The 13,943-nt window shown below is 72.3% G+C and carries 14 protein-coding genes and 4 pseudogenes; 10 read left to right on the plus strand and 8 right to left on the minus strand.

Features of this window, described 5'->3' with window-relative positions; translation table 11 throughout:
* Nucleotides 1-38: 38 nt before the first annotated feature.
* From ABZ822_RS18210 to ABZ822_RS18220, 3 genes are all read left to right on the plus strand, one after another.
* On the plus strand, nucleotides 39-479 hold the full coding sequence (locus ABZ822_RS18210) for a hypothetical protein (RefSeq protein ID WP_360854434.1): 441 nt from the start codon (nucleotides 39-41) through the stop codon (nucleotides 477-479).
* Entirely contained in the window at nucleotides 476-742 is a 267-nt protein-coding gene (locus ABZ822_RS18215) for a UBP-type zinc finger domain-containing protein (RefSeq protein WP_360854437.1), read from the plus strand. Before ABZ822_RS18210 ends, ABZ822_RS18215 begins: the two co-directional genes overlap by 4 nt.
* Before the next feature lie 265 nt (nucleotides 743-1,007).
* Nucleotides 1,008-1,880 carry a hypothetical protein gene (locus ABZ822_RS18220; protein WP_360854440.1) on the plus strand — a complete coding sequence of 291 codons (873 nt, stop codon included), beginning with the start codon at nucleotides 1,008-1,010 and terminating at the stop codon, nucleotides 1,878-1,880.
* Between the two features lie 101 nt (nucleotides 1,881-1,981).
* Here ABZ822_RS18220 and ABZ822_RS18225 read toward each other — a convergent pair whose 3' ends face one another.
* The 4 genes from ABZ822_RS18225 to ABZ822_RS18240 all read right to left on the minus strand — a co-directional run bounded on the left by ABZ822_RS18225 (nucleotide 1,982) and on the right by ABZ822_RS18240 (nucleotide 5,302).
* Nucleotides 1,982-2,764: an ABC transporter permease gene (locus ABZ822_RS18225; protein ID WP_360854442.1), complete on the minus strand. Its 783-nt coding sequence runs from the start codon at nucleotides 2,762-2,764 to the stop codon at nucleotides 1,982-1,984.
* On the minus strand, nucleotides 2,761-3,753 hold the full coding sequence (locus ABZ822_RS18230; RefSeq protein ID WP_360854445.1) for an ATP-binding cassette domain-containing protein: 993 nt from the start codon (nucleotides 3,751-3,753) through the stop codon (nucleotides 2,761-2,763). Before ABZ822_RS18230 ends, ABZ822_RS18225 begins: the two co-directional genes overlap by 4 nt.
* A gap of 82 nt (nucleotides 3,754-3,835) precedes the next feature.
* The gene (locus tag ABZ822_RS18235; protein WP_360854448.1) at nucleotides 3,836-4,681 is read right to left on the minus strand and encodes a DUF4097 family beta strand repeat-containing protein; all 846 of its coding nucleotides are present in this window, start codon (nucleotides 4,679-4,681) and stop codon (nucleotides 3,836-3,838) included.
* A gap of 87 nt (nucleotides 4,682-4,768) precedes the next feature.
* Nucleotides 4,769-5,302 carry a hypothetical protein gene (locus ABZ822_RS18240; RefSeq protein ID WP_360854451.1) on the minus strand — a complete coding sequence of 178 codons (534 nt, stop codon included), beginning with the start codon at nucleotides 5,300-5,302 and terminating at the stop codon, nucleotides 4,769-4,771.
* Nucleotides 5,303-5,761: 459 nt separating this feature from the next.
* On the opposite strand from ABZ822_RS18240, the gene ABZ822_RS18245 reads away from it, so the two are divergent.
* Nucleotides 5,762-7,105, plus strand: coding sequence for a 6-phospho-beta-glucosidase (locus ABZ822_RS18245; RefSeq protein WP_360854454.1), 1,344 nt, complete (start codon nucleotides 5,762-5,764; stop codon nucleotides 7,103-7,105).
* A 41-nt stretch (nucleotides 7,106-7,146) separates the two neighbouring features.
* Here the strand turns inward: ABZ822_RS18245 and ABZ822_RS18250 are convergent, their stop codons facing one another.
* Together ABZ822_RS18250 and ABZ822_RS18255 are read right to left on the minus strand one after the other, a co-directional pair.
* A complete protein-coding gene (locus ABZ822_RS18250) occupies nucleotides 7,147-7,776 on the minus strand; it encodes an alpha-ketoglutarate-dependent dioxygenase AlkB (RefSeq protein ID WP_360854457.1) in 630 nt (209 codons plus the stop codon).
* A 49-nt stretch (nucleotides 7,777-7,825) separates the two neighbouring features.
* Complete coding sequence (locus ABZ822_RS18255) at nucleotides 7,826-7,993, minus strand: hypothetical protein (RefSeq protein WP_360854460.1); 168 nt, start codon at nucleotides 7,991-7,993, stop codon at nucleotides 7,826-7,828.
* Nucleotides 7,994-8,037: 44 nt separating this feature from the next.
* Between ABZ822_RS18255 and ABZ822_RS18260 the strand changes: the two are divergent.
* Nucleotides 8,038-8,132, plus strand: a pseudogene (locus tag ABZ822_RS18260) (WhiB family transcriptional regulator); the annotation flags it as partial.
* 346 nt (nucleotides 8,133-8,478) lie between these two features.
* Here the strand turns inward: ABZ822_RS18260 and ABZ822_RS18265 are convergent.
* Nucleotides 8,479-9,333 carry an NAD(P)H-binding protein gene (locus tag ABZ822_RS18265; protein WP_360854463.1) on the minus strand — a complete coding sequence of 285 codons (855 nt, stop codon included), beginning with the start codon at nucleotides 9,331-9,333 and terminating at the stop codon, nucleotides 8,479-8,481.
* A 92-nt stretch (nucleotides 9,334-9,425) separates the two neighbouring features.
* Here ABZ822_RS18265 and ABZ822_RS18270 point away from each other — a divergent pair, with 92 nt between their 5' ends.
* The gene (locus tag ABZ822_RS18270) at nucleotides 9,426-9,833 is read left to right on the plus strand and encodes a helix-turn-helix domain-containing protein (protein WP_360854466.1); all 408 of its coding nucleotides are present in this window, start codon (nucleotides 9,426-9,428) and stop codon (nucleotides 9,831-9,833) included.
* 107 nt (nucleotides 9,834-9,940) lie between these two features.
* Complete coding sequence (locus ABZ822_RS18275) at nucleotides 9,941-10,330, plus strand: hypothetical protein (protein WP_360854469.1); 390 nt, start codon at nucleotides 9,941-9,943, stop codon at nucleotides 10,328-10,330.
* Nucleotides 10,331-10,524: 194 nt separating this feature from the next.
* Here ABZ822_RS18275 and ABZ822_RS18280 read toward each other — a convergent pair whose 3' ends face one another.
* Complete coding sequence (locus ABZ822_RS18280) at nucleotides 10,525-11,322, minus strand: VOC family protein (protein WP_360854472.1); 798 nt, start codon at nucleotides 11,320-11,322, stop codon at nucleotides 10,525-10,527.
* Between the two features lie 303 nt (nucleotides 11,323-11,625).
* Here ABZ822_RS18280 and ABZ822_RS18285 point away from each other — a divergent pair.
* The 3 pseudogenes from ABZ822_RS18285 to ABZ822_RS18295 form a co-directional block, all read left to right on the plus strand.
* Nucleotides 11,626-13,236: pseudogene (locus ABZ822_RS18285) on the plus strand (serine/threonine-protein kinase); the annotation flags it as partial.
* Nucleotides 13,200-13,505: pseudogene (locus ABZ822_RS18290) on the plus strand (PQQ-binding-like beta-propeller repeat protein); the annotation flags it as partial. The pseudogenes ABZ822_RS18285 and ABZ822_RS18290, both read left to right, overlap by 37 nt.
* Nucleotides 13,506-13,904: pseudogene (locus tag ABZ822_RS18295) on the plus strand (PQQ-binding-like beta-propeller repeat protein); the annotation flags it as partial.
* Nucleotides 13,905-13,943: the final 39 nt, after the last annotated feature.

Below are 13,943 nucleotides of genomic sequence, written 5' to 3' on the forward strand. Positions count from 1 at the left end.
CACCCCGCTAGCGTGGGTGGGAACGGGAGGTGATGTCCATGAACGGGTCGTCCCTGGCGAGACAGCTCCCGCTCCGCCTGAGTGCCGGAGCGTTCCTGCTCAACTCCGGGCTCTCGAAGTCGTCCGCGGACGAGGAGACAGCCCAGCAGCTCCAGGGCTTCGCGGCGGGCACCTACCCGTTCCTCGGCAAGCTGGACGCACGGTCGTTCCTCGGGCTGCTCTCCAAGGCCGAGGTCACGATCGGCGCGGCGCTGCTGCTGCCCGTCGTCCCGGCCGCCGTGGCGGGTGCCGCCCTGACCGCGTTCTCCGTCGGCACGCTGGGCCTGTATCTGAAGACGCCCGGCATGCGCCGGGAGGGCAGCCTCCGCTGGACGGAGCAGGGCCTGCCGCTGGCCAAGGACGCCTGGATGCTCGGCATGGGTGTCTCCCTGCTGATCGACGGTCTGCCGAAGCCCGGCGGCGGGCGGCGGTGCCGATGAACGGCGCCGCGCCCGACCCTCACCTGTCGATGATCCGGCCGGTCGAACCGCGCACGCCCGAAGGGTGCGAGGAGTGCTTGCGGCTCGGTACGACGTGGGTCCATCTGCGCCTGTGCCTCACCTGCGGCCGGGTGGGCTGCTGCGACTCCTCGCCCAACCGCCACGCGCGCAGCCACGCGGACGAAGCCGGTCACCCCATCGTCGCCTCGATCGAACCGGGCGAGGACTGGCGCTGGTGCTTCGTGGACGAGGCGCTGGTCTGACGTAGGTCCGACGTACGAGTGCGAGGTGCTCGTACGGAAAACGGGCGCGCGTGCGGCCTGCGCGCGTGAGGGGGACGACGTACACGGGGCGTGAGGGGACGACGTACGCGGGGCGTGAGGGGACGACGTACGCGGGGTGTGAGCGGGCGATCCGCGGGGGCGTCCCCGCGGTACGGGTACGGGCCGTCCGTCAGCGCGGACGAGCGCAACCGGGCCGGGCCCCTCAATCCGCGATCAGCCCACCACCCGCGGCTACGGTCCGTCTATGGGACTGGGCATCGTCTTCGCACTCGCCGCCGCCGTCACCACGGGCACCGCGACCGTCATGCAGGCCATGGGCGCGCGCATGGCCGCCGAGGAGTCCCCGGAGACACAGGGCGTCGGCACCTTTCTGCTGGCCCTCCGCCGCTGGCCGTTCATCGCCGGGGTCGGCCTCGACATGCTGGGGTTCGCGGCCGAACTGCTCGCGCTGCGCACGCTCCCGATCTTCGTGGTCGAGGCCGCGCTCGCCTCCGCCCTCGCCGTCACCGCCGTCGTGGCGGCCTTCGTGCTGCACATCCGACTCCGCCGGATCGAGTGGACGGCCGTGGTCGCCGTCTGCGCGGGCCTTCTCGTCCTCGCCCTCTCCGCGGGCCGCGAGGGCGAAGGCGACGGGGACGAACTGCTGCGCCTCGCCACGCTCCTCGCGTCCTGCGGGCTCGCGGTCGTCGGCTTCGTCACCGGACGCGTCCTGACGCACCGCCGGGCGCCCGTCCTCGGGATGATCGCGGGGCTCAGCTTCGGCCTGGTCGCGATCAGCGTGCGCATGCTGCCGGGCTTCGGCCTCCCCGGGCTGCTCTCCGAACCGACGACGTACGCGGTGGTCATCTCCGGGATCACCGGCTTCATGTTCCTCATCGACGCGCTCCAGTCGGGCTCGGTCACCTCCGCCACGGCGGCCATGGTGATCGGGGAGACGATCTGGCCCGCGGTGTTCGGGGTCGCCTGGCTCGGCGACAGCACGCGGCACGGTCTCGCCCCGCTCGCCGTCGCCGGGTTCGTGCTCTCGATCGCGGGGGCGCTGGCCCTGGCGCGGTTCGGCGAAGCGGAACAGACGGAGGAGGCCGCGCCCCAGCCGGAGCCCGAGTCGGAGTCGTAGCGGGTCCGTGTCCGTGGACCGGCCTGACGGGCGGACAGGCACGTGCGGGGCGCCCACTCCCTGCCGGTGAGTGAGCACCCCGCCTCTGTGCGCCCCGGCGCTCAGCGCGTGGTGCTGCTGTTGAAGAGCGACCGCGACCAGACGTAGCCGACCAGGGCGATCCCGGCGCACCAGGCGAGCGAGATCCAGCCGTTGCTGCCGATCTCCGAGCCCGAGAGCAGGCCTCGCAGTGTCTCGGTCATCGGTGTGAACGGCTGGTGCTCGGCGAACCAGCGCAGGCCCGGCGACATCGACTCCGCCGGCACGAACGCCGAGCCGAGGAACGGCAGGAACTGGACGAGCAACGGCTTGTTGCTTGCCGACTCGACGGTCTTGGAGATCAGGCCGAGGGCAGCGGACAGCCAGGTCACCGCGATGGCGATGGCCATGAGGAGGCCGGTCGCGGCCAGCCACTCCAGCGGGGTCGCCCCGGACCGGAAGCCGACGGCGAGCGCGACGCCGATGACCAGTACGGTGCTCAGCATCGTCTGGATGACGCTGCCGATGACATGCCCCGTCATGAACGACGCACGCGTGATGTTCATGGTGCGGAAGCGGTTGATGATGCCCTCGGTCATGTCCGTGCAGACCGCGATCGAGGTCGACATCGAGCCCGCGGCCACCCCCATGATGATGATGCCGGGCGTCAGATAGTTCAGATACGCGTCCCGGCCGCCGCCCATGGCGGCGCCGATCGAGTCGCCGAAGGCGTACACGAACAACAGCAGCATCAGGATCGGCGTCATGGCGGTGCCGAACCCCACGGCCGGATAGCGGATCGCGTGCTTCAGGTTGCGCCGCAGCATGGTCGTCGAGTCGTGCACGGCGTAGGTGAGGGTGCTCATCGCAGGGTCTCCTTCAGGTGGAGCGCCGTGTCGGTGCTGCCGTCGCCGGTCAGGGCGAGGAACACGTCGTCGAGGTCGGGGGTGTGCACGGAGAGGTCGGCGGCGCGGATGCCCGTGGCGTCGAGCCGGTCGAGCAGGGCGCGCAGCGCGTCGAGCCCGCCGTCGCCCGCGATGCGCAGGGCGAGCTCCTCGTCGTCCCGGGCCGCGCCGGGGAAGGCGGCGGCCGCACGCTCGTACGCGTCGGGGTCGGTGAACCGCAGGCGTACGTGGCTGCCGGGGATCTGCGCCTTGAGCTCGTCGGCGGTGCCTTCGGCGACGATCCGTCCGCCGTCGAGCACCGCGATCCGGTCCGCCAACTGGTCGGCCTCCTCCAGGTATTGCGTGGTGAGGAAGACGGTGGTGCCGCCGGCGACCAGCGAACGCACGATCTCCCACATGGTGCGGCGGCTGCGCGGGTCCAGCCCGGTCGTCGGCTCGTCGAGAAAGATCACCTGCGGGTCGCCGACCAGTGTCATGGCGAGGTCGAGCCGGCGCCGCATCCCACCGGAGAAGAACGCGGCGCGCTTGTGCGCGACGTCCGCGATCGTGAACCGTTCCAGCAACTCCCTGGTCCGGTTGTGTCCTTCCCGTTTGCCGAGGCGGAGCAGGTCGGCCATGAGGAGCAGGTTCTCCTCGGCGGTGAGCAGGTCGTCGAGCGCGGCGAACTGCCCGGTGACGCCGATCGCGGCGCGCACGGCGTCCGGCGCCGTGGCGACGTCGTGGCCGGCGACCTGGGCCTGTCCGCCGTCGGCGGAGATGAGTGTGGACAGGATCTGCACCGTGGTGGTCTTGCCGGCGCCGTTCGGCCCCAGCAGCGCGAACACGGTGCCGGACGGGATCCGCAGATCGATGCCGTCGAGGACGGTCTTGTCGCCGTACGACTTGCGCAGATCGGCGGCGGAGACGGCGGCGGGCGGCTGCGGGCCGTCCCCGTGTCTGGGCGTGGGCATGACAGATGAGCGCATGGGGCCCTCCCCTTCGGAGGCGTGGTGAGCGGTGAAGTGACTCTGGTAGGCGAGGAGTTCGGGCGGGTCAGGCCCGGGCGCGGCGGATGTCGATGTTGCCGTAGCGGGTACGGGCCCTGACCTCGACCGTGTCCTCGGTCTTCTCCGGGCTCTCGGACGCGGTGAGTGCGTTGTGCACCTGGCCGGCGCCCGAGCTGACGTCGAGCCAGGCGGCCGCGCCCTCGCGGATGCCGACCTCGATGGCGCCGTAGGCGGTCTCCAGCTGCACGGTGCCCCGGGCTACATCGGCGATGCGCAGGGTGCCATGGGCGGTGGTTGCGGCGACCGAGCCTTCGGCGCGCTTGACGGAGATGTCGCCGTTGGCGCCACTCACCCGCAGATCGCCCAGGGCGTCGCCGACGGTCGTGGTGCCGTGCGAGTTCTTCAGCACGGCGGTGCCGTCGACGGCGCCGACGCGCAGGCTGCCGGAGCTGGTCGTGATCTCGGCAGCACCCTCGACGCGATCCACGGTGATGGTTCCGTGGGAGGCGGTCAGGTGCAGCGGCCCGGTGGTCTCGAGGCGTACGTCGCCCGACGAGGTCTTCACACGGACCTCGCCGAGCCGACCCTCGCCGTACACCTGCGCCCAGGCGCCGGTCATCTCCACCCGCGAGCCCGTGGGCAGTTCGACCGTCACGTCGACGGTGCCCGTGCGCCCGACGAGAGAGCGCTGCTTGGGCGTCCTGATGGTCAACAGGCCGCCCGCGTACGCGACTTCGGTCCGCTCTGCCGCCCGTACGTCCTGGTCCTTCTTCGGGTCGCGCGGCTGCACCTCGACGAGCGTGTCGAGCCGGTCGGCGGCGACGAACCGGATGGAACCGGCTTCCACGTGGGCGGTGGCCGAGATCGTTGCGGGAGTGTCGAAAGAAGGCATGGCTGTCCCGTCCTCTTGGGTCTTCGTGGCGTCCCTGCTGGTGGGACGTGGTGTGGGTGAAGTGGGCGCGGGCGGGGGCGGGGGCGGCTAGCGCACCCAGCCGGTGAAACTCTGTCCGACCGTGCGGGTGGTGCGGGTGGTGCGGGTCTGCTCCGTCGTACGTGACGGGGTGCCGCCGTCGACCGCGGCCGACACGGCTCGTACCAGCCATGCGTTGACCGACAGGCCCTCGCGGCCCGCGGCCTCCTCGGCGCGCGCCTTGAGGTGGGCGGGCAGGCGCAGATTGACGCGGGCGGTGCCGCCGTCGTCGCCGTCGGCGGGTGCCGGGGCCCTGAGCGGCTCGGTGGGCCCGCTCTCGTCCTCGTAGGCCTCGTCGCCCGCCGGCCGCGTCACCACGAAGTCGGGGTCGAGCCCGCGCAGCCGTACGTCGACCGACCCCGGGGCGAGTTCACGGGTGATCTCGTCCATGGCGGCGGAGAGCACGTGGAGCATCGTCAAGCGGGTCGCCGACTCCAGGGGAGCGGTCAGCCGCTCGGCCAGCTCGCGGGCTTCGTCTCCGCCGGCTTCGGCGGCCACCGCGAGTTCGCGGCGGAGGTTGTCGACGTACGGCGTGAGGTCCATGGCGCCATGATGGCACCACTGTGGCGCCATGTGCAAGCCCGTCGTGTGCGTCGCTTCCGGCAGGTGCCTGGCGGGTGGGGCGGACCTGCGGAAACGTGTCGCTGTCGGGTTTGTGCCAACGGTGTGCCGCGGGGATCTTGATGCGCCTGATGGTGTCACGTGGTGCCATTGATGGTGCCACGATGGCTGTGCGGATTCGGAGCCGGATCGCTGTCACGGTGACGCTTGCCGCGGGAGACGTTGGCGCGTTCGCCGAACGTGGTGGCAACCGCCCCGGAGGGGCAGCGCCGAGGATCCGGTCCCACCTGCCGTCCGCCGGTCGGCGCCCGTGCCGCCCGTACGCGCACGGGGCCGGGGCGGGCGGGATACCGTCGGTCCACGGATGACCGATCCCTCGGCGCGTCCCGCGGCCGGTGCCGCCGGATCCCCGAGGCGGGCGTGGAAGCAGGTGGCCAGGGCGTGAGGCTGACGATTCTGGGCGGCGGCGGATTCCGTGTGCCGCTCGTCCACCGGGCCCTGCTGGGCGACCGGGCCGAGGGCCGGGTCACGCAGGTGACGCTCCACGACCTGGACGCCGGGCGGCTCTCGGCCATCGGGCGCGTCCTCGCGGAGCAGGCCGATGGCATCGCCGACGCTCCCCGCATCACCGTCACCACCGACCTCGACGCGGCCCTGAGGGGAGCCGACTTCGTCTTCTCCGCGATCCGTGTCGGCGGCCTGGAGGGGCGCGCCGCCGACGAGCGCATCGCCCTGGAGGAGGGCGTGCTCGGGCAGGAGACGGTGGGCGCGGGCGGCATCGCGTACGGCCTGCGGACCGTCCCCGTCGCCGTGGAGATCGCCCGGCGGGTCGCCGCGCTCGCGCCGGACGCCTGGGTCATCAACTTCACCAATCCGGCCGGGATGGTGACGGAGGCGATGTCCCGTCACCTCGGGGACCGCGTCATCGGCATCTGCGACTCACCCGTCGGCCTCGGCCGCCGGGTCGCCCGAGCCCTCGGAGCCGATCCGGCCGAGGCGTGGATGGACTACGCCGGGCTCAACCACCTCGGATGGCTGCGCGGTCTGCGCGTCCGCGGACGCGACCAACTGCCGCGCCTGCTGGCCGACTCGGACGCCCTCACCTCGTTCGAGGAGGGCAAGCTGTTCGGCGCGGACTGGCTGCGCGCGCTGGGCGCGATCCCCAACGAGTACCTGCATTACTACTACTTCGGCCGCGAGGCCGTGCGCGCCGCACGGGAGGCGCGGCAGACCCGCGGCGCCTTCCTCCGCGACCAGCAGCGCGGCTTCTACGCGCGGACGGAGTCCGGCGACGGGCCCGCGCTGGAGGCGTGGGAGCGCACGCGGGCGGAGCGCGAAGCCACCTACATGGCGGAGAACCGCGAGACCGCGGGCGCCGGGGAACGCGCCGCCGACGACCTGGAGTCCGGAGGGTACGAGCACGTGGCGCTCGCCCTGATGCGTGCCATCGCCCGGAACGAGCGGGCCACGCTCATCCTCAACGTCCGCAACGGCTCCACGCTCCCCGTGCCCGACGCCGACGCCGTCGTGGAGGTGCCGTGCCTGGTGGACGCGGGCGGCGCCCACCCGCTGCCGGTCTCGCCGCTGCCCGGCCACGCCGCCGGGCTGGTCTGCCAGGTCAAGGCGGTCGAGCGCGAGGTCATGGCCGCGGCGGACAGCGGCTCGCGGGCCGCCGCGCTCAAGGCGTTCGCGCTGCATCCGCTGGTCGACTCGGTACGGGTGGCCGGGCGGCTGCTGGACGCGTACGCGGAGGAGCATCCGGGTCTGGCGTATCTGCGTCCGTGACCGGGCCCTCCCGGCCCGCTGTCGCAGGGGTACGTCCGCGCTCAGGCGACGTCGTGCGGCCGGTACTGGATGCTGATCCTGGGGCCGACGGCCTTGTTCGTCTTGGGAATCGCGTGCTCCCACGTCCGCTGGCACGAGCCGCCCATGACGATCAGATCGCCGTGCCCCAGCGAGCGCCGCACGGCCGCGCCGCCGCCCTCCCGTGGCCGCAGGAGCAGGGAGCGCGGCTCGCCGACGGACACGATGGCGACCATCGTGTCCTCCGTGTCGCCGCGCCCGATCCTGTCGCCGTGCCAGGCGACGCTGTCGTGCCCGTCGCGGTAGTAGCACAGGCCGGCGGTGGTGAACGGCTCGCCCAGCTCCTCCGCGTAGTGCTTGCTCAGTGCGGTACGGGCCCGGGTGAGCACCGGGTGGGGGAGCGGGTCGTCAGCCCCGTAGAACGCCAGCAGCCGGGGGACGTCGACCACGCGCTCGTACATCCGGCGCCGCTCGGCGTGCCAGGGCACGGAGCCCACGAGTGCCTCGAACAACTCGTCGGCCCCGGTCAGCCAGCCGGGCAGGACGTCGATCCAGGCGCCCAGGCCCAGCTCGGTACGGCGGACGGGCGCCAGCGCGCGCAGGCCGACCTCGTCGGTCTCGTCGAAGAGAGAGCCCTGAAGGTGAACAGCCATGCGTGCAGTCTACGCCTGGGATTAGAACATGTGAGCTAATGCTGTCGCCTCAGGCGAAGTAGTCCCGCAGCACCGGGCCGGCGCCTCGGGCGACACGTCGTGCGTCCGGCCCTCCGACGTGCGGTGCCGCCCGCCCGGGGGTCGCGGCGGCGATCGCCCGCGACGCCTCGCGCAGCCACGGCGGGCTGTCGCCGCCGTCGATGACGAGCGTGGGCACGCCCACCGCTCCTCGCGCAGCACAGGCCGCAAGTCCTGCCCCGGACCGAACGCGAACGGCGGGCTCTGCTGCGCCGACAGCCCATGGTCTCGTCCTGGCGGCTGCTGCTGATTCGGGACGGGCGGAACACGGGCGAGCCCGCCCGGGTGCGGCGCTGCCCGGCCCCGCCTCCGCGGCGGCTGAATCCCGCGCACCTCGGAGAGCAGGCGGAGCCAGGCCTCCCGTTAGCGCGACTCCCACCCCGGTTGCGATCCGGGTCCGCCCGACGGGCCCAGGAGCGAAGCCGGGCGCCGTTCCGCGTGCACTCCATCGCGTGGGACTTCCGCTCAGGAGAACGGCTCCGACCGTGGAGTTCGGGAGAACGACTCCGACCGTGGAGTGACGTCGGCCGGTCAGGGGCCTTGAGCGTGCGTGGGGCGGCAGTGCGCCTGGTCGCGGGCTGGTGCGGCTGCCCGTACCACGAACCCGCATGAGTTGATGGATCGTCAGCTTCGCAGTGCGGCTGTGATCGCCTCGGAGACCGGTGTGGTGGGACGGCCGATGAGCCGGGACAGGTCACCCGTGGTACGGGCCAGCAGCCCCCGCTCGATCGCCCTGTCCACGTCGACATAGAGGTCGGCGAGCGGTCCGGGTAGGCCTGCGCCGGTCAGGATCTCGCGGTGGGTGGCGGCGGGGACGTCGCGGTACGCGATCTCCTTTCCGGACTGCCTGCCGACCTCGGCGGCGTACTCGGCGAAGCTCCATGCCGTGTCGCCGCTCAACTCGTAGGCCCTGGCCTGATGTCCGTCGCCCGTCAGGACGGCGACGGCCGCGGCGGCGTAGTCGGCGCGCGACGCGGAGGCCACGCGGCCCCCGCCCGCACCGGCGACGACGGCGCCGTGCTCCAGTACGGCAGCGAGGCGTTCGGTGTAGTTCTCGTGGTACCAGCCGTTGCGCAGCAGAACGTAGGGCAGGCCGGAGCCGAGAATCGTCTGCTCGGTCACGCGATGCTCGGCGGCGAGTTCGAAGTCGGCCTCGGGCCCGCCGAGAATGCTGGTGTAGACGAGCAGGGCGACGCCGGCCTCCGCCGCCTCGTCCACGACGGCCTGGTGCTGCGGTACTCGGCGCCCCACCTCGCTGCCGGAGATCAGCAGCACCTTGTCGCCGGACCGGAAGACTCCCTTCAAGGTTTCCGGCCGGTTGTAGTCGGCGATGCGCAGCTCGACGCCGCGTGCCGCGAGTTCGGCGGCCTTTTCCTTGTCCCGGACTACGGCGGCGATTTCGGAGCCGGGGACCTTCTCGAGCAGGCCGTCGATGACATGGCGGCCGAGCTTTCCGGTGGCTCCGGTGACGACGATCATGGTCTGAGTTCTCCTTCTGATATCGGACTCGGCCTTACCCTAGGAGAGTTGCTAACTTCTCGTTAGTACCCACTTTGAAGTAAGGTACGGGCATGGACGTAAGGGGCGAGGAACCCATCGATGTCACGGCAAAGCTGCGCGCCAAGCCGGATGTGAACGCGGCGATGTGCCCGTCCCGCGGCGTGCTCGAGCACGTCACCAGCCGCTGGGGCGTGCTCGTGCTGGCCGTCCTGCTCTCCGGCACGCACCGGTTCAGCGAGCTGCGCCGGACGGTGGGCGGCGTCAGCGAGAAGATGCTCGCCCAGACGCTGCAGAATCTGGAGCGCGACGGTTTCGTGCACCGCGACGCGCATCCCGTCATCCCGCCCCGCGTCGACTACTCCCTCACGCCGCTCGGCGAGGAGGCGGCTCGTCAGGTGTGGGCGCTGGCCCGGTGGACCGAGCAGCACCTGGCGGACGTGCTCCAGGCGCGCGAGACCTTCGACGCGGCCCGCGCCTGAGCCGTCGCCGGGTGCGAGTCGTACGAGGTGAGCCGGCCGGTTGTGGCCGGGCGCGTCGGGCCGGGGTTCGTCCAGCACCCCTTGGACCGCACCACCAGGAGGAACCAGTGTCGTACCCGCACCTGCTCACCCCCGAGGGGAAGCTCGCCGCCGCGAAGAAGCTGTTGAGCCTCCCGCGTATCGTCGTGATCTGCGGCTCCACCCGCTTCATGGCTGAGATGAACGAGGCCGATCTGCGGGAGACCAAAGCCGGAAGGATCGTCGTCAAACCGGGCTGTGACCTGAAGTCGCCGCACCAACTCTGGTCCGATCCTGTCGAGGCCGAGGCGCTGAAGGTTCGACTCGACGATCTGCACAGGGCGAAGATCCGGCTCGCTGATGAAGTGCTCGTGGTCGGCGACTACATCGGAGACAGCACCCGAGCCGAGATCGCCTACGCCCGGTCGCTGGGCAAGCCCGTGCGGTTCACGCACCCCGAAGTCGACCCTGACGCCTGACCGTCCGCTGCCACCTCGACAACCAGAACCGGCAGCCCGCCGCCTGACCGTCTCGCGGTGGCTTCGGCCGCCGCCCACCCCGCACCCTCCGCAGGCTCCCTCGGCGGTGCAGAACTCATCGCCCGCCGCGGAGAATTGGTGATGCCGGTACCCGGTCCGCTCCTGCACGGGCCGCGCGGTGGCCGCCCGCTCTCCTACACGGGCCGCGGGGTGATCACGGCGAAGACCGCGCCCTGCGGATCCTGGACCACAGACATGCGCCCCGCCGGCATGTCGAACGGCGGCTGGATCACATTGCCTCCGGCCTTGATCAGGGCGTCCACCGTGGAGTCGGTGTCGTCGGCGGCGAAGTAGGTGAGCCAGTGTGCGGGGACCTCCTTGGGGGTGTCCTCGCCCTGGACGGACATGCCGCCGACCGTACGGCCGCCCGCGTTGATCCCGTAGTAGTCGTCCATGCCCTCGACACCCTCGATCTCCATCGGGGCGATGTCGATGCGCAGGGCCGCCGGGTAGAAGGCGCGGGCGCGGGCGGGGTCCCGTGTGGCCAACTCGCTCCAGATCAAGGCCCCGTGCTCGTTGGCGATCCCGGCACCGGGGAAGTCCTTCGCCTGCCAGATGCCGAAGACGGCACCGTCGGGGTCGGCGGCGATCGCCATACGGCCGAGGGTGGCGACGTCGTCCGGCGGGAACAGCACGGTGCCGCCGTTCTCCGTGATCGCCCGCGCCGTGGCGTCGGCGTCCGGGGTCGCGAAGTAGGTCGTCCAGGCCGTCGGGGGCGGCGGTTGGTCGCCCATCGGCTGAGCGGACATGATGCCGGCGACCGACTTGCCGTGCAGTTCGCAATTCGCGTAGCCGCCGAACTCGGGCGGTCCGATCTCGCCCTGCCAGCCGAACAGATCGCGGTAGAAGTCCAGTGCGGCCTGCTGGTCGGGAGCGCTGAGATCGATCCAGCACGGAGTCCCGGGCGCGTACGGAGTGGTGATCTCGGGCATGGGCTGCCTCCCGCTGACACGAATCACGCCCCCGGGCCGCTGTCCGGCCGCGGGGCCGGCGAACACCCCCGCCTACGGCCCACACTCCCGGAGTCCGGCCGCCCCCGCCACTCGGCGCGGAGCCCGGCCCTGGCCCAGAGCCCCGTGCCCGGCGTGGCACGGGACGGGGCCTGCCGCGGCGGCCCCGGCCACGGCTTCGCCACGGTTGCGAACCGCCGCTGTGCCGGGGTCGGGATTGCCGCCATGATGAGGCTCAGTACGCGTCCGTGGGGGGTCGCGCACCAGGGGCGGGGGGAGCTTGCGATGAGCGGGGTGCTGGAGAGCGGCGATCCACGCCGGGTGGGGCCGTACGACATCGTGGCGCGGCTCGGCTCCGGCGGCATGGGCCGCGTGTACCTGGGGCGCTCCCCGGGCGGCCGTGCCGTCGCCGTGAAGGTCATCAGGCCGGACCTGGCGGCGGATCCGCAGTTCCGGACCCGATTCGCGCGCGAGGCGGAGGCGGCGGGTGCGGTGAGCGGAGCGTTCACGGCCGCGGTCGTCGGGGCCGACCCGTACGGAGAGCCTCCGTGGCTGGCCACGGTCCACGTGCCGGGCGTCTCCCTGACGGACGCGGTCGCGCGCCACGGCGTTCTCCCGGAACCGTCGTTGCTCGCGCTCGGTGCGGGGCTGGCCGAGGCGGTGCAGGCGATCCACGCGGCGGGTCTGGTGCATCGTGACCTCAAGCCGTCGAATGTCCTGCTGGCGTCCGACGGCCCGAAGGTGATCGACTTCGGCATCGCCGTCGCGGCGGAGTCCAGTGCGCTCACGCGCAGCGGCGTCGTCCTGGGTACGCCCGGCTACATGGCGCCCGAGCAGGTGACCGGCGGTCGGGCGGGCCCCCTCTCGGACGTCTTCGCGCTCGGCGCGGTGCTGGCCTTCGCCGCGACCGGCCAAGGGCCTTTCGGCTCAGGGTCGTTGCACGCGCTCGGCTATCGCGTCGTGTACGAGGAGCCCGGTCTCGACGCCGTACCGCCGGGGTTGCGGCCGCTCGTGGCGCGCTGTCTGGCCAAGGACCCGGCGGCGCGGCCCGCGGTCCCCGATCTGCTGGATGAACTGGCGGGGAGGCTCGCGCCGGCGACGGGCCGCGCGGCGGCCGGGGGCACGGACACGGTGACACTGGGCCTCAGGGGCAGCCAGTGGCTCCCCGCGCCGCTGGCCCGCGCCGTCGACCGGGTGGGGACGACGGACGAGGTCATGGATCGTGCGCCTGAGGACGCGGCGCGTACGGGGCGTACAGCTGAGGACGTGGCGCGTACGGATCGTGCGGTTGAGGGCTCGGGGCGTACGGATCGTACGGTTGAGGGCTCGGGGCTCACGGATCGTACGGCTGAGGACGCGGCGCGTCCCGGGCGTACGGGCGTCAGCACGGTGCCGACGGGGCACGGGCCGGTGCTTGCGGGGCAGGGCTCGGCGCCCGGGAACGGGGCGGCGCGCCCGACCGCCCGGACCACTACCGGTCCGGGCAGACGCCGCGTGCTCACGGTGCTCGCGGGGGCGGGGGCCGCGACGGCCCTCGGCGGCGGCGGCCTGTTCCTGTTCCGCGAGGACCACCCGTCGGGTTCCCCCTCCTCCCGCGGACGGCGGACGTCGCGCAGGCGCTGGGAGTTCGCGACCGGGGGCCCGGTGACCGGGGCGCTGACCGCGACGGGCGGCACGGTCTTCGCGGGCAGCAAGGACCGGAGTTTGTACGCCCTGGATGCCCGGACCGGCGCGCAGCGCTGGCAGTTCACCGCGGGGAACGGCGTCTACTCGGGACCGGCCGTGGCCGGGGGAGTGGTCTACGTCGGCAGCGCCGACTACAACCTCTACGCCCTGGACGCCGCGACCGGTGCCAAACGCTGGGAGTTCCCACCGGCGACGAGGTCAACTCCTCTCCCACGGTCGCGGGCGGTGTCGTGTACGTCGGCAGCGACGACCACCATCTGTACGCCGTGGACGCACGGACCCACGCACGGCGGTGGGCGTTCCGCGCCGACGGCTGGATCCGCTCCTCCCCGGTCGTCGCCTGGGGCGCGGTCTACGTGGGCAGCAGGGACGGCAGCCTGTACGCCGTGGAGGCCCGAACGGGCGCGCAGCGCTGGAGATTCGGGACCGGTGGCGAGGTGAAGTCGTCACCCGCGATCGCGGACCGCATCGTGTACGCGGGCTCCTACGACGGCACGCTGTACGCCGTGGATTGCGACAACGGCGAGCGGCGCTGGTCGTTCGCCACCGACGGCGGGGTGGGTTCGTCCCCGGCCGTCTCGGGCGGCATGGTCTACGTGGGCAGCGACGACGGCCGCGTGTACGCGCTGGACGCCCGGTCCGGCTCGCCGCGGTGGACGTTCACCGTCGGCAACGTCGTCTACTCCTCGCCCGTGGTCGCGGGCGGGATCGTCTACGTGGGGGCGAAGGACGGAAGCCTGTACGCCCTGGACGCGGGGACGGGCGCCCGCAGGTGGCGGTACGCGACCGGCGCCGACGTCAAGTCCTCCCCGGCCGTGGCGGATTCGGCCGTCTATGTGGGCAACGACGCGGGCGCGGTGTTCGCCGTACGACGCTGAACCGTAACCCGTAACCCGTAACCCGTAGCTGCTCTGCTC

Origin of the sequence: Streptomyces sp. NPDC047108, from assembly GCF_040643575.1 — a bacterium.
Classification (GTDB): Bacteria; Actinomycetota; Actinomycetes; order Streptomycetales; family Streptomycetaceae; genus Streptomyces.

Bases quoted from the DNA above. Each gene is read 5' to 3' on its own strand.
- ABZ822_RS18220 (WP_360854440.1), top strand. From the start codon at position 1,008: ATGGGACTGGGCATCGTCTTCGCACTCGCCGCCGCCGTCACCACGGGC.
- ABZ822_RS18210 (WP_360854434.1), top strand. From the start codon at position 39: ATGAACGGGTCGTCCCTGGCGAGACAGCTCCCGCTCCGCCTGAGTGCC.
- ABZ822_RS18280 (WP_360854472.1), bottom strand. From the start codon at position 11,322: ATGCCCGAGATCACCACTCCGTACGCGCCCGGGACTCCGTGCTGGATC.
- ABZ822_RS18230 (WP_360854445.1), bottom strand. From the start codon at position 3,753: ATGCCCACGCCCAGACACGGGGACGGCCCGCAGCCGCCCGCCGCCGTC.
- ABZ822_RS18215 (WP_360854437.1), top strand. From the start codon at position 476: ATGAACGGCGCCGCGCCCGACCCTCACCTGTCGATGATCCGGCCGGTC.
- ABZ822_RS18265 (WP_360854463.1), bottom strand. From the start codon at position 9,333: ATGATCGTCGTCACCGGAGCCACCGGAAAGCTCGGCCGCCATGTCATC.
- ABZ822_RS18250 (WP_360854457.1), bottom strand. From the start codon at position 7,776: ATGGCTGTTCACCTTCAGGGCTCTCTCTTCGACGAGACCGACGAGGTC.
- ABZ822_RS18240 (WP_360854451.1), bottom strand. From the start codon at position 5,302: ATGGACCTCACGCCGTACGTCGACAACCTCCGCCGCGAACTCGCGGTG.
- ABZ822_RS18235 (WP_360854448.1), bottom strand. From the start codon at position 4,681: ATGCCTTCTTTCGACACTCCCGCAACGATCTCGGCCACCGCCCACGTG.
- ABZ822_RS18270 (WP_360854466.1), top strand. From the start codon at position 9,426: ATGGACGTAAGGGGCGAGGAACCCATCGATGTCACGGCAAAGCTGCGC.
- ABZ822_RS18225 (WP_360854442.1), bottom strand. From the start codon at position 2,764: ATGAGCACCCTCACCTACGCCGTGCACGACTCGACGACCATGCTGCGG.